This window comes from Citrobacter youngae, from assembly GCF_003818115.1.
GTDB classification, from domain to species: Bacteria; Pseudomonadota; Gammaproteobacteria; order Enterobacterales; family Enterobacteriaceae; genus Citrobacter; species Citrobacter youngae.
In genome coordinates this window covers 320,687-340,313 of the sequence record NZ_RPOI01000004.1, presented here as the reverse complement: position 1 = coordinate 340,313, position 19,627 = coordinate 320,687, and the positions used below count along the sequence as shown (strand labels likewise).

The following is a 19,627-nucleotide window of genomic DNA, read 5'->3' as shown; positions in this document are numbered from 1 at the left end:
CCATTTTAAAAACAGTCCGGCTGTGGTGTCATGGACAGAGGCCGATAATTACTGCCGCTGGCTGAAAAAGAAGACGGGGCTGCCGTTTTCCCTGCCGACGGAAGCGCAGTGGGAGTATGCGGCGCGTGACCGGGGTCAGTATATTCTGGTGGCAACGGATGACGGCGACTGGCGTGAAGATGAGAAAACCGGGCGCGGTGAAAACTACGCCACCAGCGAGGACCGGCAGGCTACGGAAGAGGCCACTGGCGTGGAAAGTTCCTTCGTGCGTTATGCCGTCGATCGCTATCCGCCGACCCCCGGCGGGCTGTACGGCATGGCAGAGAACGGTTACGAGTGGGTGAGCGACTGGTATGACCCGGACTATTACGCGACATCTCCGCGCCAGGATCCGCAGGGTCCGGAGAAGGGCGTCATCCTGGATGACGATAATGGGCAATATATGAAGGTCCGCCGCGGAGGTTATCGTCCTTCTCCCGGGTTTGATGTGGGCCTGACCTTTTTTCGCGGCTATGCCATCAAGGACAAGCCTTACCCCGATGGCACCACCGTACGCTGTGCGGTGAACGCTGCGGAGGCGGTGAAATAAACATTTACTGTTATTTATTAATTGTGAAGAGAGAATTATGCCTCAAAATATGTCTACATCATCAACGGGGTCTTGTACCCTAATTTCCTTAAAAAAACGATTGTTGGATTTAAATGAATGTCAAGATATTCCATTTACAATACAGGAGGATAGTGATGACCTTATTGTTATTTATAATTATGTCGATGCTAACTGGTCAAATATCTATGATGCCGGAGGTTTAAAAGAAAGTTTTCAGATTCGACTGGTGTTTGATGATGTTGGTAAACAGGTGGGTTATCAGGAGAAATCAACCAGTGCTGAATGGGAAGTTGGGCCAGAAAGAATTGGTTTTAAAAAGGAATTTCAGTTAGGGAGAAGAAAAGAATTCAAATTAGGAGGTGCCTGGGGATTAAAAGAAAATGGCAAGGTAGGAAAGATATACAGTTACGATTTTGAATCATCCAGTGTTACCGCTCCTCTTTTTAATGTCGTAAAAGAATCCGGCTGGCGTGTAAAATCAACTTTTTCTGCTGGAGCGAAGAGATCAGCAAAATGGAAGGTTTTTGTCTGTCTGGCATTTGTCGCTATTCTTACAATATCTATTGTTTCCTTCATATTTTTTATGACGACCGGCGTTAAGGAGGCAGCAAGAGCGGAAATAGATTTGTTACGTGACAATTCCTATATCTTAGCCTATGCACAAACTGCGAGTGAGATGCGCGAGAAAATCACAAGTGAAGATTTTAAGTTGGCAATGAAATCTTATAAATTTGAAAATATAGAGGATTATAGTTTTAATAATATCTCCGTTGAAGGTAACAGAGGTGTACTTTCAGGAAGTGTTAAATTTAACGATGGTAATGTATTCGATATTACTATTGTCATGATCCAGGAAGAGAGTATATGGAAGATGTTATCAGTTGATATCGGATAGTTTTGTTCAAAATAAAGAGGGTAAAATATGCTTGGTGTTATTCGTCTTTCAGATAAAACGACTCATGGCGGTATTGTCCTTGAAGGGAGTTCTGGCGTTATTTTTATGGGATTGCCGGTTTCTTGTATGCTGGATAAAGTTTTCTGCCCAATACATGGCGAAACAATTATAATTGAAGGAGATTTCGGTTCCAGAATTAATGGTAAGCCTATTGCTCTCCATGGCCACCGTTGTGGATGCGGTTGTACATTGATTTCCTCATTACCTATTGCTGGAAGGCTGTAATATATGCCAATCGATCTTAAAAAGATCCCTGAGAAAGCCGAATTACCAGTCCCCCCAGATAAATTTCGTTGGTTAACTACTATACTTCTCTGTGTTTTTTTGGGAGCAATATTAGTATTCTCATTTTGGCGTGAAAATGAACCTACACATACAATCTGGTTTTGGTTTTGCTCTTTTTTTATTCCTTTTTTAATTGGTTTTATGGGTTATATTTTTCAATTGCGACGTTATGAAAATGAACGCGATCGTGTCATTTGGTGGAATCATTTACACCAGCAGCAATACGATGAGCAGGTTGCTTTAGGAAAATTGGCTATGGGGGTGTTGGCAACAGCATATATTACTCCAGTCGCCAGAAATAAACTGGCAGCAGCGCTTTTACAAGGGGGGAGTGAACTTCAACCATTTTTTTACCCTCAATACCAGAGGATGTTAAGTACTGCACTAATCTCCCTACAACTTACCAATATGAGTGAGGACGGTTATCTGCTACGCATGGAACAATTACTGACGGATATAATCCGACAGTTACAACCTGAATTAGAGAAATTTTCTGGAAACCTCCATGTCCGTATTCAACACGATGGCACGCTCAAGAATGAAACGATTAATACCGTTTGGCGTCGGGTCTGTTCATTATCTTTTGATGACCAAAATCTGACTATCTGTACAGAAAGTGACGGTATAATGTGGATTGATAACTGTCTGGATTGTCAGGAGGCGATATTAATTCTTTCTATTGAGATTAATTTGTTCCTTGAACCACGAGACCAGCAGGTTGAATCGGTATCTGCTATATTGTTGGCCTCACCTGATTGGTTAACTCACCATCATGTAACACCGCAGTCATGGATACATCGTCCGGTAGTTATGGACGAGGCTGTGGAATCAGTAACAACCGTGACATTATGGGGAAATATAACGACTGACCTGCCGTGGTTTTTTTGGCGTAGCCAGATACAAAGCGAAACACTGGCGCTGGTACTCCAGTCAATGGAACAATCTGGATATATGTTATCGAAAAAAGGAGATTTCGTGTTGGATGATACATTTGGCAGGCTGAATTTTGTAGTAGGAAATGTCATTTTAATTTGTGCTAATGAACATGCGGCTAAATCAAATATGGCACAATGGCTATTAATTAATGATAAAACCACTCATATGCTTATTGTTCATCCGGTATAACCTTGATGAAGGAGGATGATGTGAAAAATAATAAGCGTGTAAGTACATGGTTTATTGTTATGCTGATAATAATTATAGGGGGATTTTTCATCTGGGTAGAAAACCCATTGATTCATATTCCGACTATGGAGAAAAAACAAAATGCGTCACTGGCAATTGCTGGCGTATGTATCACAATATTACTTTTTGATGATGCAATTGTTCGTTTATGGCAAATAATTATTTCAAAAAGTTACTTTCAGCGTTTTAATCTGTTATCTGGTTTTGGTATTTCAGGAAATAAATCAAAGAAAGATATTAAAAATAGTCGTGCTGAAATTTTAAATCATGTACTCACATATCTTCGTCAGAGTTACGGCCATTGCTGGCGCGCCAAAACCCGTATTCTGCTGGTGATGGGGGATGTCATTCAGGTTGAGCTACTGGTACCAAAACTCACCTCTCTGCGCTGGGTTGAAGGGGATGGCGTGGTGTTAATCTGGGGGGGCGGGCTAACTGGTGTGCCAGATGCCACGCTGTTCGAGGCGATACGCAAGCTGCATCGGCGCCCGCTGGATGGGATTGTATGGGTAACCCCCACTTTTCAGCACCAGGATTCATTGGTTCAATCGGCACCTGTTGTCTCTTTAACCGCAGAACAAATAGATAATGCTGCCCGCCATCTTCAGGCTGTATTTACCACGCTTCGCTGGCGAGTGCCGTTATACCTCTGGTCGCTGCATGGCGCTCAATCCGTTCTGAATGCCGCGATAGCCCAGTCTGCGACGTGTTTTTTCCCTGCAGGATGTACAACGGCGTTATGCCGTTCGCAGCTGGCCGCGCTGGTAATGCAGTTGGCGGAACAGGGTTCGCAGCAGGTTACGCGCAATATCCACGATAACTTCTTACTAAAAATGGCGAATGCGCTCACGCAAAACGCAGAAGCCATCAGCGACGCGTTATCTGCTTTTTTCAGCCTGCATCGGCCTCTGCCGCTGGCGGCGGTAATCTTGAGTCAGCATGTGGAAAGTACTTCACCGCGTGTGGCGCATGCCTGGACGCGTGATGAGCGCTGGCGCGCGCTGCTTGATTCGCTCCCTGCGTTACCTGCTGAACTTAGGGCACAGCGCACAGGCCGTTCAGGGATGCGTGTGCTGGCAGTCGGTACCGCTGGTTTGATGCTGCTATGGGGCGCAGGAATGGTGGTATCTTTTCTTGCGAATCGCAATCTGATCGGCGAAAGCCTGGACCAGGCGAGACTGGCAGGTGGTGCGGATGAACCGCTCGCCGAGCGTCTTACGGCGCTGTCCGCGCTTCAGCAAACCCCAGGCATGCTTCGCTGGCGTCAACTGAATGGGGCGCCGTGGTACTACCGCTTCGGCTTAAGCCAAAATGATGCTCTGTTGGATGCGCTATGGCCACGTTATACGCGTATCGCTATTCCGCTCCTGCGTGATGAAGCCGCGCAACATCTCACTCAGGAATTAACGGCGTTAACCCGACTGGCTCCAGACAGTCCGCAGTTTTCCGCCCAGGCAAAGATCGCCTACAACCAGCTGAAAATGTATCTGATGCTCTCCCGGCCTGAGCAGATGGAGGCATCATTTTTTAGTCAGGCTCTGATGCAAGACTGGCCGGAGAGAGCGGGTATTTCGCGCGCATCATGGCAGGGCGTTGGGCCAGGACTCTGGCAGTTCTGGGGCGAAAACCTTCAGGCGCATCCTGAATGGAAAATAACAGCGGATAAAAATCTTATTAGCCAGGCGCGAACGCTGTTAATTCGTCAGATGGGGATCCGCAATGGCGAAGCCGCTCTGTATCAGAAAATCATTGAACAGGTAACGCCGCATTACACCGAACTTCGTCTGGAAGACATGACCGGCGATACCCGGGCAGACCACGTATTTTATACCCGCAGTTCGGTTGCTGGCGTATATACCCGCAAAGCCTGGGAAGAGGAGGTTTTGCCCGCCATAGAGAAAATCGTAAACAACCGCCGGGAAGAAATGGATCAGGTACTGGGGGATGATACGCATTCTGCAAGCGACCCTCTCTCTCCACAGGCCTTAAAGGCGCGTCTTAGCGAGCGTTACTTCACGGATTTTGCCGACAGCTGGCTGGATTTTCTCAACAGTATTCGCTGGCAGCGCACCCAAACGCTGAGTGATGCCATCGATCAGCTCACGTTGATTGCAGATATCCGTCAGTCTCCTCTGGTTGCGCTAATGAATACGCTCGCCGTTCAGGGACGCACAGGGTTAACCGGTGAAGCGCTGTCGGACTCACTGGTGAAGTCGGCAAAGGATCTGTTTAACACTAAAGAAAATCAGACTATTGACCAGCATGCGCGAGAAGAAGGCCCTATGGCGGGTACCTTCTCGCCAATCCTGGCATTGATGGATGAACAATCGGCTGGCCAGGATATCAGCCACCTTAGTCTGCAAACCTACCTGACCCGGGTAACGCAGGTCAGGCTGAAACTCCAGCAGATTACTAACGCTGCCGATCCGCAGGGAATGAGTCAGGCCCTGGCGCAAACGGTGTTTCAGGGTAAAACCGTCGATCTCACTACCACGCGTGACTATGGCAATCTGGTAGCGGCCAGTCTGGGGCAAGCATGGAGTGGATTTGGTCAAAGTATGTTTGTTCAGCCGCTGGAGCAGTCATGGCAGCAGGTGTTGCAACCAACCGCGGCGGGTCTGAATGCGCAATGGAAGGCGCTGATTGTGAATGACTGGAACAGCGCATTCGGCGGACGTTATCCGTTTCGCGATGTCGGTAGCGAGGCCTCTCTGCCGCTGCTGGCGCAATATCTGCGAAGCGATAATGGCCGGATCCCGCATTTTCTCGAAAGTCATTTAAGCGGCGTATTGCATAAACAGGGAAGTCACTGGGTTGCTGACACGGTGAATGCGCAGGGGCTGGAGTTTAATCCGGCGTTCCTCGAGGCGATGGACCAGCTCAGTCAGATTGCGGATGTCGCATTTATTCGTGGAGAAGCCGGGATGCGTTTTGAACTGCGTCCTGGAACGGCGCGGGACGTGATGCAAACCGATCTCGTACTGGATGGGCAAAAACTCACCTACGTTAATCAGATGCCAACCTGGAAAAACCTTGTCTGGCCAGCCGATACGCCAGCGTCAGGGGCCACCCTAAGCTGGGTGAGTACGAATACGGGAACCCGAATCTACTCAGATAACCCCGGCACCTGGGGCTGGATAAGACTGCTTGAGAAAGCGGAGATCAGCGATAACGCCGGCGTGAACAGTGGTTTTAACCTGCGCTGGACTGCGCAGGATGGATTGCCGCTGAACTACACCCTGCGAACGGAGGTCGGTGAAGGCCCGCTCGCATTACTCAAACTCCGCGATTTTAAGCTGCCAGAAACCATTTTTGTTGTCAGCCAGTCCCCCTCAGAGGAAGAAGAATGAGCGCTCTGCAACGTCTACTGGCCGCCAGCACGGCTTCGCCAGATGAACAACAGCAGCTGATGGAACAGGCGCAAACGCAAATAGCGTTGTGGCAAAACTGGTTATTGCCCGTTTCCGCAGCCAACCCGGGCGGGGAAGATCCCGGTTATGACGATGATTTTCAGCGCATGCGAGAGGAGGTGAATAAACTTTCTGGCGCACAAACGGATCTCATCGTTGAGCTTGCGGAAAAACTGCTGATCCACACCTGTAAGGATGTCCGTGTTGTCACCTACTACACTTGGGCGCGTTTGCATCAGGATGGTGAGTCCGGCCTGGCCGATGGTCTGATTTTGTTGGCTGGCCTGATGCAGCAGTATGGCAATTCTCTCCATCCCTTAAGAGCCAACAGCCATAAGGCCGCGCTGGAATGGCTGGCCGGCGGGCGGATGCTGGATAGTCTGACACGTTTCCCCGAAGTTTCACGACCTGACGCGCAGCGGATCGCCGGTGCGCTGATGCTGCTGGAACAGCAGTTTGTTCAGCAAGAAGAGAGCATTCGTCCAGGGCTTGGGGCGCTGTATAGCGCGCTGGAGAATCGTCTGGCACAGTCTGGCGGCGCTCAGGCGCTGGTTCCACAAAATGTCAGTCCGCAAACCGGTCGGTATAGCGTAGAAACTCCCGTCCTCAAAAGTATTGCCTCTGGCCGGGAGCTGCTGGAGCAGGCACGTGTGTTGGCGAAATACTTAAGCGATCAGCCGGACGGCTGGCTGGCGGCGCATCATTTGATGAAAAGCGTGCGGCTCGATACGGTTAGCCAGCTTCCACCGCCAGATGGCGCAGGGCGTACACGCCTGGTACCACCTAAAAGTGATTACCGAGCCCAGCTCAAGCGTCTGTATTTGCAGCAAAGCTGGACCGAACTGATTGAGCTAACTGACAGCTTATTTGTTGAGGGAGTGAATCATTTCTGGCTGGACGTGCAGTGGTACCTTCATCAGGCATTAACCAGGGCGGGATCGCCATGGGATAAACATGCCGCCATTATCATCAGCGATCTGAAAATGCTGCTGCATCGGATGCCGGGTCTGGAAACGCTGGCATTTAATGACGGAACGCCCTTTGCCGATGACGTCACGCGTGAATGGATAGCCCGTGACGTGCTGCAGGAAAGCGACTGGCAGACGGATAAAATTGCGGCGGCTACCGTCGGGGAGGATGACGATATCCTGCTGCTTGAAAGCGAGGCCCTGACGCTGGCGGATAGCGAAGGCATTGAAGCAGCGCTCGCCTGGCTTCAGGCTCGACCTGGCATTATTTCACGTCGACAGCGTTGGGTACGCCAGCTGTTGATGGCCCGTCTGACGGAACAGTGTGGGCGCAACGATCTCGCGCTGCATTTGCTTGGCGAGTTGAATACGACTGCGCACTCTCTCACTCTCAAACAGTGGGAGCCTGAACTGCTGTTTGAAGTCAAAGCGCGACGGCTGAAGCTTCTGCGTTTAAAAGCCAATCGCAGTGAAAGCGACAAAGCACGTCTGGCGCCAGAGATGGAGTCACTGTTGTCTGGGCTGGTCGCCATTGATCCCGCCAGAGCCGCCGTTTTATGCGGCTAAAGAAAAAACAAAATAAGCGAACTGTAAAATGGAAGATTTAACTCTGCGTTATTATGACGCGGAAATGCGCTATTTAAGGGAAGCGGCAAAAGAGTTTGCGCAGGCGCATCCGGATCGTGCCGCCATGTTGGATCTGGACAAAGCCGGTATCCCCGATCCCTATGTGGAGCGGCTGTTCGAAGGTTTTGCATTTTCGATGGGGCGATTGCGCGCCAAAATAGACGATCATCTTCCTGAATTTACCGAAGGCTTGATGAGTCTGCTATGGCCACATTATTTACGCACTATTCCCTCCTTAAGCATTGTCGAACTTTTACCGGATACTAATGTGCTGAAAATGAGCGAACGGATTAATGCGGGGTTTGGCGTATTGTCCCAGCCCGTCGGTCCTAAAAAAACGGTATGTCAGTATCGTACTACCCAGCCCGTCACGCTCAGCCCACTGTCTGTTACGGCGGTGAATATCGATGCCGAACCTGACGGACGCTCGGTCATCCGTATGCGAATAAAGTGCAATCCACAGATGGACTGGTCGCAAACCGATCTGACGCGTCTCAGCCTTTACCTGAGCGGTGACGCGCCGGTGACCCACGCGTTGCACCTTGCTTTGACAAAGCGTCTGGCCTCTCTTTATTTGAGACTCCCCAACAGCGTAGAGCGTATTCACCTGGAGGGGCACTTTTCCCCGGGCGGATTTGCCAGTGAAGACAGTTTATGGCCAAAAGGTGATGCGGCGTTTGGCGGCTGGCAATTATTGCTTGAGTATTTTACGTTCCGCGAAAAATTTATGTTTGTCCATCTTAACGGTCTGGAAAAGGTAACGTTTCCTGCCGGTATAGATTGTTTTGAAATAGAAGCTGTACTGACTCAACAGTGGAGTTCTGAGCTTCCTTTGGGGAGTGAAAATATCCGTCTGCACTGCGTTCCGGTTATTAATCTCTTCACTCTGGAAGCCGATCCGCTGGTGGTTAATGGACTGGAAAGCGAATATTTGCTGCGTCCGCGCAGATTGCAGGATGGTCACACGGAAATTTATTCGGTGGATGCGGTTTCTGGTTCGCAGCGGGCGCGTAATGCCGTTTATGCCCCATTCACCAGCTTTCGCCACAAGGGAGGCATGATGCGTCGTAATGCGCCCGAACGTTACTACCATACACGCGTCAGGCGCGGCGTATCCGGATTGTATGACACCTGGCTGATCCTCGGCGGTGACGCCTGGGAGCGGGATCGTCTTGCTGAGTATGAAACCGTGTCATTGAAAGTGACCGGAACAAACGGTCAGCTACCCAGGCGAGCTTTGCAGAGTTCATTGCTTAATCGTTGCGAGCAGATCCTCCAGACGCCGCTTGCCGTGCGCAATCTGTGTAAACCGACGCTACCGGCTTATCCTCCCGCCGAGGATCGTTTTCACTGGCGCGTCTTAAGCCACCTCGGGTCCAGCTTTCTGAATATGATGGCCAGCGCTGAAGTGCTCAAAGGAACGTTGTCTCTCTATAACTGGCAGGATGATGAGCTGAATTATCGTCGTCTGGATGCGATCATGGATGTTCAACAACATGAAATACAGCGCTTTGAAAAAGGATTTCTACTCCGTGGTGTGGACATCGAAGTAACGCTTGATGAGAACGGATTCACCGGTGAGGGCGATATTCATCTGTTTGGAGAAATGCTTAACCGCTTTTTTGCATTATATGCGGATATTCATTTGTTTAATCAGCTTACTTTAATCATACAGCCGGCAGGGAAAAGCTTGCGATGGAAAGAGAATCACAATCAGCGGCTACCCGGCTGCTAAATAGCCTTGGCGAAAACCTGCCACGTACCAATTTTTATCGTTTCTGCCAGTTGTTGGAACAGGGGAACCCGCAAGCGCCAGCTCCAGGAAGCCAGCAAAGTCCGTGCTTCGATGCCATTCGTTTTCGCCCTCATCCGGGGATGGGGTTCCCGGCGGGTGAGCTAAAAAGTGCAGAATATGATCTGCAGCATCCCACACTGCCGCCAACGGTTCGTGTCACTTTTATGGGGTTGTATGGTGTGGAATCGCCGCTGCCGACAACCTATCAGGATGATATTGCCCAGCGTCAGGAAGGCTCGGACGTCGCCGCTGAGTTTCTGGATATTTTCAACCATCGCTTAATTACGCAGTTTTATCGAATCTGGCGTAAATACAGCTATCCAGCGACTTTTCGCCCTGGCGGTACAGATGAGACTTCACAATATTTACTGGGGCTGACTGGGCTCGGCATTCAGGGATGCGCCACGCAAACGGCTACCCCGGTATCGCGTTTCCTGGCGCTGTTGGGAATAATGAGAATGCCGACGCGTACGGCGGAAGGAATATCCGCGCTGGTATCTTTATTATCGCCAACAACAAATACTACCGTGACACCACATGATAAACGCTTAATTCTGCTGGATAAGGCGTTAAAAATGAATACGCGGCAACCCGTTAGCCTTCATTCTCGTCCGGTGATGGGACATAGCGCCGTAGATATTAACAGTCAGGTGCTCATTACGCTAACCACGGACATTCCTGATGAGGTTTGCGACTGGTTACCCGGCGGTCAGCTTTACCATGATTTTCTCGCGCTCCTGCACGTTTATTTAGGTGCCAGAGTGAATGCGAGGCTGCAATTACGTATTCCTCGCTCGGCGCTTCCGGATGCTCAACTTACCAGTAGTAAAAGCGAGCGCGCAGTACAGCTCGGCCGCACGGCTGTTATGCGTCTGGATAACCCGGAAATTAAGAATCAACTCATAACGATTAAACTTGGGCTCTGGCAGAGCCTTAGCCAACACGATCAGCGGAGGGAAGCCGATGAGACTGGCGATTATCGCTATTAATTTTGCCGTAATGACCAGTCTGGTAACCGGATGTGGTCTGACACAGAAAGTCTCTGAAGGTACGGTGTCATTAACGAAGTCAATTTTTTATAAGGAAATTAAAACATTGCATTTGGATCTTTGCGCCAGAGAGGGCGCTAATAAAAATGCGCAGGGCATCGCGCTTTCAACAGTCGTACGTGTTTACCAACTCAAAGATCGTAAAGCATTTGATTCGACAAACTATCAGTCTTTATTTGCGCAAGACAGTACGGTGGTAAAAGCGGATTTACTGGCTCAGAAAGATGTTTGGGTTCGTCCTGGTGAAAGCGTAACTGTCGATATTCCACTCGAAATGGAAGCGCAATATGTTGCCGTGGCGGGAATGTTCATTTCTCCCGATCAGTCTGAGGATTCATGGCGCGTGGTATTAGGTCGTGAAGATCTCGATTCTGATAAAGCACGAGTGATTGAATTAAATTCTCAGGCTCTGGTTCTCCTGATGCAGGAGGACGAGTAATGATTAAACGACCTTCTCTTTATGACATGTTGTTGGGTAATTTTTCCGGTGGTTTTCCTTTGCACGCAGTCAGCGAAAACACGCAGGTCATCTTATCCGTTTTGGATAATATGCAACGCATTTTGAATACGCGCGCCGGTAGCCTTAAACATTTACCCGACTACGGTCTGCCGGATATGACCAAAATCCTCCAGGGTATGCCGGGAACGGCACATCAGCTTATCAGTACGCTTTCTCAGGTTTTATTGAAGTATGAACCGCGACTGAACGGTATTCAGGTCACAATGCAGGAGCAGGAATCGCCAGGGCATTTACGCTACTCCATCGATGCCGAGCTTCAGGACCTTGGCGTTGTTCGTTATGGCACTGATTTTACCCCCGAGGGACGGGTGCTCATCCGCCACCTGAAAAAACAGGGTTGGCTTGAGACAGGAGCGTACTGATATGGAGACGAATCGCATCAGCGCCGGTGGCGACCCGCGTGCTTTCACGGAGTTCGGGCAGCTACGCGATGAAATCAGCAAGCTGACTCATCCCGCGCGCCCGGACGTTGACTGGCAAAAGGTTGAACAGTTAAGCCTGACTTTGTTTCGCCATAACGGTGTCGAATTGCAAACCCTGGCCTGGTATACCGTCAGTAGAATGCGTAATGCCGGGCTGCTGGGACTTGCCGAAGGCGCCGAGCTTCTGGAGGCATTATTGACGCATCACTGGAGTGCAATATGGCCGCAGCAAACCCATGCCCGCGTTGAAATCCTGACATGGCTGTCGGCCCGTTTACAGCAAGAATTGCGTACGCTAACGCTGTCATATGCTGATTTATCAGTGGTTTATCGGATTGAACAGCGTTTAAAACATGCCTGCGAAGTGCTGCAACGGCTTGAGTTGAAAGCGCTGAGTAAACTGGAGGCTGTTGTTACCTGGATGCACAATGCCGCTTTACGCCTGGAGAAGTCAGAAGCGGATTCGGGCTCAGCCGTTGTGACGATACCGGCTTCAGGTGCGACCATTAACGTTGAAACGTCTTTGCCACAGTTGGTCTTTGTGGTTAATGAACCCGTGTCACCAGCGCAATCGAGCGCAACGGTTTTTGCTACTCAAACCGAACATGGAGCCCGACGGATGTGGTTAGGGTTTGCTATCGGTGTCATGGTGACTGCGTTCGTAACTACAGGTGCTTTTCTTGGTATCACTCATATGCGCGCCGACGGATATGAACTGGTGAAGCCATTGCCGCAGATGCTGTCGCCAGAGCAATTGTCCACGTTGAGGCAATCTTCAGATTTGAAGGAGCAGAAGCAGGACATAATTGCCGCAACGCAAGGGCAATTGGACGTTTTACATGACCTGTCACCTCTATGGTCGAGGGAGTATGCCGCATCATTAGCGCAGCAGTTAGTCACCCTATGGCCGGAGGAATCGCAGACTACGACATTCGTTAGTGGGTTACAAAAAGCGTTAACCACGGAAGCGTTGCCGGAAAGCGCTCTGCAAAACTGGCATGATGCCCAGCAGGGGCTGGAAGCGTTAACTGCCAGGCTAAATACGCTTGATGAACGCAAAGGTAAATATCTGACGGGGTCGGAGCTGAAATCAGCCATTTTCACTATCCGCCGCCAGCTTGACCAAACGCCGCCGACAGAAGAGTTATTGCGTCAAATCGATGAGGAATTAAGCCTGCAGGGGAGGGTATCACCCGCTTTGTATCAGCAACTCGATATGCGGATTAATCAGCTTCTTAATCGTTATGCGCTGTTGAAACAAAGTTCGGTGAAGAGAGAATAGTGACTATTCGCCAAAAGCAAAAAACCCGCCATAGGCGGGTTCTTCTAAATAGTGGTGCCCGGACTCGGAATCGAACCAAGGACACGGGGATTTTCAATCCCCTGCTCTACCGACTGAGCTATCCGGGCAACGAGGCGCATTAAACCCGATTCACTTCGTTTCGTCAACGAAATTTCTTCAAATCAATGCAGACTGCACAATCTATCACCACATTGCTGGTATTGCACGCATTCTCAGGCAAAAAATGCCGTCCATGCTGCGGAAAGCGGCATTGCCAGCAGCAGGGCGGGAAGCATATTCACCACCGCAAACATTTTGATTCCGCAAATACGTAGACCCGTCGCCAGCAACAGCAGTCCGCCTACCGCGCTGAAATCGGCCATCATGGCGGGCGTCGTCAGGGGTAAAATCAGTGTGGCGCAGGTGGCAAGCGTTAGCTGGATTGCCAGCATCGGCACGCAAATTGCCGATACCGCGATTCCTAATGAACAGGCAAAAATGATGGCCGTGAAGAAATCCAGAAATGACTTGGCGATTAAAATATTAGGATCGCCGGTCATCCCTTCATGGATCGCCCCGAATATCCCGGTCCCGCTGGCGCAAAACAGCACGATGATGGCCACATAGCTTTGGATAAAGGATTCGTGTGTTGCATTGACATCCGATTTGGTGAAAAGCTGTTGCGCTTTGGCAACCGCGGCATTGATTCCTTTTTCCAGATGGCAGAATTCGCCAATTAATGCACCGACCAGCGTCGCCAGAACCATCACCGGCAAGTTAGCGCATTTGATAACCAGCAGGATACCAATCCCCAACGAGCACAACCCGAATATTGAGGTCATTGAGATCCGAATACGTTCGGGTAAGTGCTGGCTGAGCAGCGCGCCAAGAACGCCACCGAGTAAAATGGCGCTGGCATTAATAAAGGGTCCGATTACCACGTTAGCTACTGCATACCTATTATCGTATTGATGTTAAAGGCAATTACCTAGGTGAAATTATGTTTCAGATTGCATTATTATGCCGCTATTTTCAGACGAAATGTTTGTTTATCTGTGAGGTTTAAGCACAGGATTTTATCTTGCGCCTGTAGGTGAAAGGTGCCATGATTGCGCGAATTTTCTCCTGTCTGAATGGGGCTGCCTGGGATGACATTACTCCCCCTACATCGCCTTCAATATCGCCTTTTTGCGCGACGTTTGCCCCTTCCTGCGACTTATCTATACTCTCCCACCATGCGGTGAGGGCAGCGCACGCTCACTGCAGGATAACAGTAAAATCAGAGGCTATCTGCTTTTACTGATGTCTGGCGGTCGGGGCTGGTGACCAGTTTGACCTGTCATTTCGTGGGGCATAGCAATGCGGCTTTGCCCGGGACTTTTGATTCTCCCGATACGGGTTTTTGCGCTTATGAAATCAATGAATATTGCCGCCAGTGGTGAACTGGTTTCCCGTCTGTCTACTCATCGCAAGGTGGTGACGCTGGACAGTACCGATTTTACTGACGTCGCGGCAGTCGTCATTACCGTTGCGGACAGCCGCAGTGGGATCCTGGCTTTGCTGAAACGCACCGGGTTTCACATACCGGTGTTTATATTTTCAGAGACCAACGTGGATGTCCTGGCAGACGTTGAGGCGGTTATCTGCGGCAATGCGCAGGACTGGCTGGAGCTGGAGTCTGCCGCCTGTCGGTATGAGGAAGAGTTGCTGCCGCCGTTCTATGACACGCTTACCCAGTATGTCGAAATGGGGAACAGCACGTTTGCCTGCCCGGGGCACCAGCACGGTGAGTTTTTTAAGAAGCATCCGGCGGGTCGACATTTCTATGAGTTCTTTGGCGAGAACCTGTTCCGCGCTGATATGTGCAACGCTGACGTTAAGCTGGGCGATCTGCTGATTCATGAGGGATCAGCGAAACATGCGCAGAAATTTGCCGCGAAAGTTTTCCACGCGGATAAAACCTACTTTGTGCTGAACGGGACCTCTGCGGCGAATAAAGTGGTGACCAATGCGCTGCTGACGCGCGGCGATCTGGTGTTGTTTGATCGCAACAACCATAAGTCCAACCACCACGGCGCGCTGATCCAGGCGGGCGCGACGCCGGTTTATCTGGAAGCGGCGCGTAATCCGTTTGGCTTTATTGGCGGTATTGATGAGCACTGCTTTGATGAGGCGTATCTGCGCCAGCAACTTCGTGATGTTGCGCCGCACAAGGCTGACCAGCCGCGCCCGTTCCGTCTGGCAATCATTCAGCTTGGTACCTATGACGGTACGATCTACAACGCCCGGCAGGTGATCGACAAGATCGGTAGCCTGTGCGATTACATCCTGTTTGATTCTGCCTGGGTTGGCTACGAGCAATTTATTCCGATGATGGCCGATGGGTCACCGCTGCTACTGGAGCTCAATGCTGACGATCCGGGGATCTTTGTCACCCAGTCGGTACACAAACAGCAGGCCGGATTCTCGCAAACCTCGCAGATCCACAAAAAGGATAACCATATTCGCGGTCAGGCGCGGTTCTGTCCGCATAAGCGTCTGAACAATGCATTTATGCTGCATGCGTCCACTAGTCCGTTTTACCCGCTGTTTGCGGCGCTGGACGTGAACGCCAAAATCCATGAGGGCGAGAGCGGTCGTCGGCTATGGGCGGAGTGTGTGGCGCTGGGGATCGAGGCCCGTAAAGCGATTATTGCCCGCTGTAAGCTGATTCAGCCATTTATTCCTCCGGTAGTCGATGGCAAACCGTGGGAAAGCTATCCAACGCCGGTGATTGCCAGCGAGCGCCGCTTCTTTAGCTTTGAACCGGGTGCTAAATGGCATGGTTTTTCCGGCTACGCGCGCGACCAGTACTTCGTTGATCCCTGCAAGCTGTTGTTAACTACTCCGGGCATTGATGCGCAAACCGGGCAATATACTGAGTTTGGTATTCCGGCGACGATTCTGGCGCATTACCTGCGTGAAAACGGCATTGTTCCGGAGAAATGCGACCTTAACTCGATTCTGTTCCTGCTGACCCCGGCAGAAAGCACCGAGAAACTGGCGCAACTGGTGGCGATGCTGGCGCAGTTTGAGCAGCATATCGAGGACGATACGCCGCTGGCGGACGTGCTGCCAACTATCTTCAACAAGTATCCGGTACGTTATCGGGATTACACGCTGCGTGAACTGTGCCAGGAGATGCACGATTTATACGTCAGCTTCGATGTGAAAGATCTGCAAAAAGCGATGTTCCGCCAGGAGAGTTTGCCTGCCGTGGCGATGAACCCGCAGGATGCGAACAGTGCCTTTATCCGTGGTGATGTCGAACTGGTGCGTATTTGTGATGCCGCAGGTCGCGTTGCGGCAGAAGGTGCGCTGCCTTATCCTCCTGGCGTGCTGTGCGTGGTACCGGGTGAAGTCTGGGGCGGGGCGGTGCAACGTTATTTCCTGGCGCTGGAAGAGGGCGTAAACCTGCTGCCGGGCTTCTCACCGGAGCTGCAAGGTGTTTACAGTGAAACGGATGCAGACGGTATTAAGCGTCTGTATGGATATGTTGTGAAGTAAGTGCAAAAAAAGCGGGTTACTTTTTGGCAACCCGCTTTTCTCTGCGTAAACGTTAGTGTGCGATAGTCTGCGTGCCAGTCGGAACGCGTACGTGTTTGTATTTAAACAGCGCCACGAAGGCAAAAGCCAGAACCAGCGAGTAACCAGCGAAGATCAGCCACACGGTCTGCCAGTCGGTAATACCGTTCAGCGTATAGTGTTCAACTACTTTACCGCTCACCAGTCCGCCCAGAATACAACCGAAGCCGTTGGTCATCATCAGGAACATACCCTGTGCGCTGGCGCGGATTTCAGGGCGAACTTCTTTCTCCACGAATACCGAGCCTGAGATGTTGAAGAAGTCGAAGGCGCAACCGTAAACAATCATCGACAGAACCAGCAGCACGGTACCGAACGGTGTCGGATCGCCGTAGGCAAACAGGCCGAAGCGCAGCATCCACGCCACAATACTGATAAGCATTACATTCTTAATACCGTAACGGCTCAAGAAGAATGGGATGGTCAGGATAAACAGCGTCTCGGAAATCTGCGAGATCGACATCATCACCGAGGCGTGTTCAACGATGAAGCTACCGGAGAACAGCGGGTTGTTATCGAAGCTGTGCAGGAAGGTATTACCGAACATATTGGTAATCTGCAGCTCAGCGCCCAGCATCATTGAGAAGATAAAGAAAATCGCCATACGCTTGTTTTTAAACAGCGCGAAAGCATCCAGGCCCAGCATGGACGACCAGCTCTGGTTTTTCTGCTGATTAGCCACCGGAATATGCGGCAGCGTCAGCGTGAACAGCGCCAAAACAACGGACAGCGTTGCACCGATATACAGCTGCATATGACTCAGCTCGAAGCCGGAGAAGCTCACGCCCCACATCGCCATAATAAAGCCAATGGTGCCCCAGATACGGATTGGCGGGAAGTCTGTAACGATATCCATCCCGGCTGACTGCAGGCGATAGTAAGAAATGGTGTTGATTAACCCCAGCGTTGGCATATAGGCCAGAGAGTTAAGCAAGATCACAAAGAACATGGCGCCTGGGGTGGTGACTTCGGCTGCGGCGAACAGCGTTGCTGCGCCGACCAGATGACAAATGGCGTACACCCATTTCGCACTGATCCATTTGTCGGCTACGATCCCTAACAGCGTAGGCATAAACACGGCGGCGATCCCCAGCGAGCTATACACTGCGCCAATGGATGCTCCATCGAATTTTAGGGTGACAAACATATAGGAGCCGAGGGTAGTGAGCCAACTACCCCATAAGCAGAACTGCAGAAACGAGAGCACTTTCAGCTGCAGCTTAAGATTCATGTTAATTTCCTCACACCGTGATGCGGATGAATGTTTTAAAAGGCACATTTGCCGGGGCTTGATGATGTGATTCTATCAACGAGAGACACTCTTTTTTTGTTACCTGTGACAAATATTTGCAAACAATTTCTGATTGCAAAGCAAAAGAGTGATGGGGTTAACACTTTACCCTCTTCCGGGCCCCGTTTACCGGGGCAGAAGAGGGATATATTAGCGGCGTCGATATGATTTTTGGGCGGAATTGACCTTGTAAAGGTATCGGCGTGATTCAGCAGACGGATGTCGGGTGGTCAGCGTTTGATAAACGTCCCCCGGGGTCATGCTGTTGATAATATTCGCAGCCTGAATTTTATCGTTCGAGAAAACGCGCAGCACGCTGCCCGCACCGCCGTTATACGCCGTGATCACCGCGTAGCGTCGGGACGTTGGATTATCAATGCCGCCTAAATAGACATTGTTGAGCATAGCCAGATAGGCGGTACCGGTATCAATGTTGCTGGCCGGGTCAAACAGGAAGCTACGGCTCGGTGTGCCGGAGCGCCCTTGCGAGCGAAACACATCTTTCCCGGCGCTGTGCTGTACCACCTGCATCAGTCCCAGCGCATCGGCATGGCTGACCGCATACGGGTTAAATGAGGATTCGGTTTGCATGATGGCCAGAATCAGCGACTCATCGACGCCATACTTACGCGAAGCCTGACGCACCATGCCGACGTATTTATGTGCGCGCTTATCAAGGTGGTTCGGTACCAGGTTGATGGTCACGCTATAGATGATGCGAATACCGTTGCTGCGGCTTTTCAGGCGTGTTTTCAGCAGATAGTCAGCGAAATTGGTGGCGCGTCCCTCCCAACGAATGGGCTGGCCGGTATTATCGACCACCTGCCCGTACAGGAACGGCTCTTTGGAAATCTTAATGTCGTCGACATCGGAATAGAGATCGATAGAACCCGGATCATCCCCCATCAGCAATGTCTTGATAATCGCCCGACGCAGGTGTCCGGCGGGATCTGTCCCGGCAATGGTCTCGACGGTTATCGTACCGTCATCAAAGTTGATATGGCTGCGGGTTTGATACTGATCGGTATACTTTACGTAGTCCTTCGGACCCGCAATCAGCACTTCCTTAAACCCCCACAGATTCTCAATGTTATGGGCAAATTGCCCCATCAGAATATCAAAACCGTTGGTATCCTTGACCCAGGCTTCATTATAGGAATCGCCTTTTTTGGTCGAACTGGAACAGGAGATGAGCAACGGCGCAATAACGGCAAGCGCGAGAAATTTTTTCATCATTCCGGGAGTGCGTGTTGTGTTTGTTATTTGCAAGGACCAGATTAAATCGTAAGCCGGATAAGCGCAGCGCCATCCGGCAACGGTTCTTAAGACTCTGGTGTATAGCCTTCAATATGCACATCTTTGCCTTCAAACAGGAAGTTAATCATCTCCTGTTCCAGTAACTTACGATGCTCAACGTTCATCATATTGAGCTTCTTCTCGTTAATCAGCATGGTTTGCTTATGCTGCCATTGCGCCCATGCTTCTTTAGAAATCTCGTTGTAGATGCGTTTCCCCAGATCGCCCGGGTACAGCTGAAAATCCTGGCCTTCTGCTTCGCGTTGCAGGAAAGTGCAAAAAATCGTTCTGCTCATAAAAAATCCTCT

16 protein-coding genes and 1 tRNA gene are annotated in these 19,627 nt (G+C 50.5%); 12 read left to right on the top strand and 5 right to left on the bottom strand.

Features of this window, described 5'->3' with window-relative positions; translation table 11 throughout:
* The 11 genes from EHN13_RS03935 to EHN13_RS03885 all read left to right on the top strand — a co-directional run.
* A partial coding sequence (locus EHN13_RS03935) for a formylglycine-generating enzyme family protein (RefSeq protein WP_148085784.1) occupies nucleotides 1–589 on the top strand: 589 nt, incomplete at its 5' end.
* Nucleotides 590–626: 37 nt separating this feature from the next.
* A complete protein-coding gene (locus tag EHN13_RS03930) occupies nucleotides 627–1,505 on the top strand; it encodes a hypothetical protein (protein ID WP_115642856.1) in 879 nt (292 codons plus the stop codon).
* Between the two features lie 27 nt (nucleotides 1,506–1,532).
* Complete coding sequence (locus EHN13_RS03925; protein ID WP_071887387.1) at nucleotides 1,533–1,790, top strand: PAAR domain-containing protein; 258 nt, start codon at nucleotides 1,533–1,535, stop codon at nucleotides 1,788–1,790.
* Between the two features lie 3 nt (nucleotides 1,791–1,793).
* Complete coding sequence (locus EHN13_RS03920; protein WP_124020923.1) at nucleotides 1,794–2,975, top strand: hypothetical protein; 1,182 nt, start codon at nucleotides 1,794–1,796, stop codon at nucleotides 2,973–2,975.
* A gap of 59 nt (nucleotides 2,976–3,034) precedes the next feature.
* The gene (locus tag EHN13_RS03915) at nucleotides 3,035–6,385 is read left to right on the top strand and encodes an ImcF-related family protein (RefSeq protein ID WP_249039287.1); all 3,351 of its coding nucleotides are present in this window, start codon (nucleotides 3,035–3,037) and stop codon (nucleotides 6,383–6,385) included.
* Nucleotides 6,382–7,980 (top strand): type VI secretion system protein TssA, encoded by a 1,599-nt coding sequence (tssA, locus tag EHN13_RS03910; RefSeq protein WP_124020921.1) that lies wholly within the window; start codon nucleotides 6,382–6,384, stop codon nucleotides 7,978–7,980. The genes EHN13_RS03915 and tssA overlap by 4 nt, the downstream gene beginning before the upstream one ends.
* 28 nt (nucleotides 7,981–8,008) lie before the next feature.
* A complete protein-coding gene (gene tssF / locus EHN13_RS03905) occupies nucleotides 8,009–9,775 on the top strand; it encodes a type VI secretion system baseplate subunit TssF (RefSeq protein WP_124020920.1) in 1,767 nt (588 codons plus the stop codon).
* Complete coding sequence (gene tssG, locus EHN13_RS03900; RefSeq protein ID WP_124020919.1) at nucleotides 9,736–10,824, top strand: type VI secretion system baseplate subunit TssG; 1,089 nt, start codon at nucleotides 9,736–9,738, stop codon at nucleotides 10,822–10,824. The genes tssF and tssG overlap by 40 nt, the downstream gene beginning before the upstream one ends.
* A complete protein-coding gene (tssJ, locus tag EHN13_RS03895; RefSeq protein ID WP_124020918.1) occupies nucleotides 10,799–11,323 on the top strand; it encodes a type VI secretion system lipoprotein TssJ in 525 nt (174 codons plus the stop codon). Before tssG ends, tssJ begins: the two co-directional genes overlap by 26 nt.
* On the top strand, nucleotides 11,323–11,766 hold the full coding sequence (gene tssE / locus EHN13_RS03890; protein WP_124020917.1) for a type VI secretion system baseplate subunit TssE: 444 nt from the start codon (nucleotides 11,323–11,325) through the stop codon (nucleotides 11,764–11,766). Before tssJ ends, tssE begins: the two co-directional genes overlap by 1 nt.
* Nucleotide 11,767: 1 nt before the next feature.
* Nucleotides 11,768–13,108, top strand: a complete 1,341-nt coding sequence (locus EHN13_RS03885; protein WP_124020916.1) for a VasL domain-containing protein — start codon at nucleotides 11,768–11,770, stop codon at nucleotides 13,106–13,108.
* Nucleotides 13,109–13,160: 52 nt separating this feature from the next.
* Here the strand turns inward: EHN13_RS03885 and EHN13_RS03880 are convergent.
* Both EHN13_RS03880 and EHN13_RS03875 read right to left on the bottom strand, forming a co-directional pair.
* A tRNA-Phe gene (locus tag EHN13_RS03880) sits at nucleotides 13,161–13,236 on the bottom strand.
* Between the two features lie 105 nt (nucleotides 13,237–13,341).
* Complete coding sequence (locus tag EHN13_RS03875) at nucleotides 13,342–14,049, bottom strand: DUF554 domain-containing protein (RefSeq protein WP_124020915.1); 708 nt, start codon at nucleotides 14,047–14,049, stop codon at nucleotides 13,342–13,344.
* A 469-nt stretch (nucleotides 14,050–14,518) separates the two neighbouring features.
* Here EHN13_RS03875 and EHN13_RS03870 point away from each other — a divergent pair, with 469 nt between their 5' ends.
* Entirely contained in the window at nucleotides 14,519–16,654 is a 2,136-nt protein-coding gene (locus EHN13_RS03870; RefSeq protein ID WP_124020914.1) for an ornithine decarboxylase, read from the top strand.
* Between the two features lie 52 nt (nucleotides 16,655–16,706).
* Here the strand turns inward: EHN13_RS03870 and EHN13_RS03865 are convergent, their stop codons facing one another.
* The 3 genes from EHN13_RS03865 to EHN13_RS03855 form a co-directional block, all read right to left on the bottom strand.
* Nucleotides 16,707–17,963: a nucleoside permease gene (locus tag EHN13_RS03865; RefSeq protein ID WP_061068555.1), complete on the bottom strand. Its 1,257-nt coding sequence runs from the start codon at nucleotides 17,961–17,963 to the stop codon at nucleotides 16,707–16,709.
* A 210-nt stretch (nucleotides 17,964–18,173) separates the two neighbouring features.
* A complete protein-coding gene (gene mltC, locus EHN13_RS03860) occupies nucleotides 18,174–19,259 on the bottom strand; it encodes a membrane-bound lytic murein transglycosylase MltC (RefSeq protein ID WP_049001609.1) in 1,086 nt (361 codons plus the stop codon).
* Between the two features lie 86 nt (nucleotides 19,260–19,345).
* Nucleotides 19,346–19,615, bottom strand: coding sequence for an oxidative damage protection protein (locus EHN13_RS03855; protein ID WP_003027126.1), 270 nt, complete (start codon nucleotides 19,613–19,615; stop codon nucleotides 19,346–19,348).
* Nucleotides 19,616–19,627: the final 12 nt, after the last annotated feature.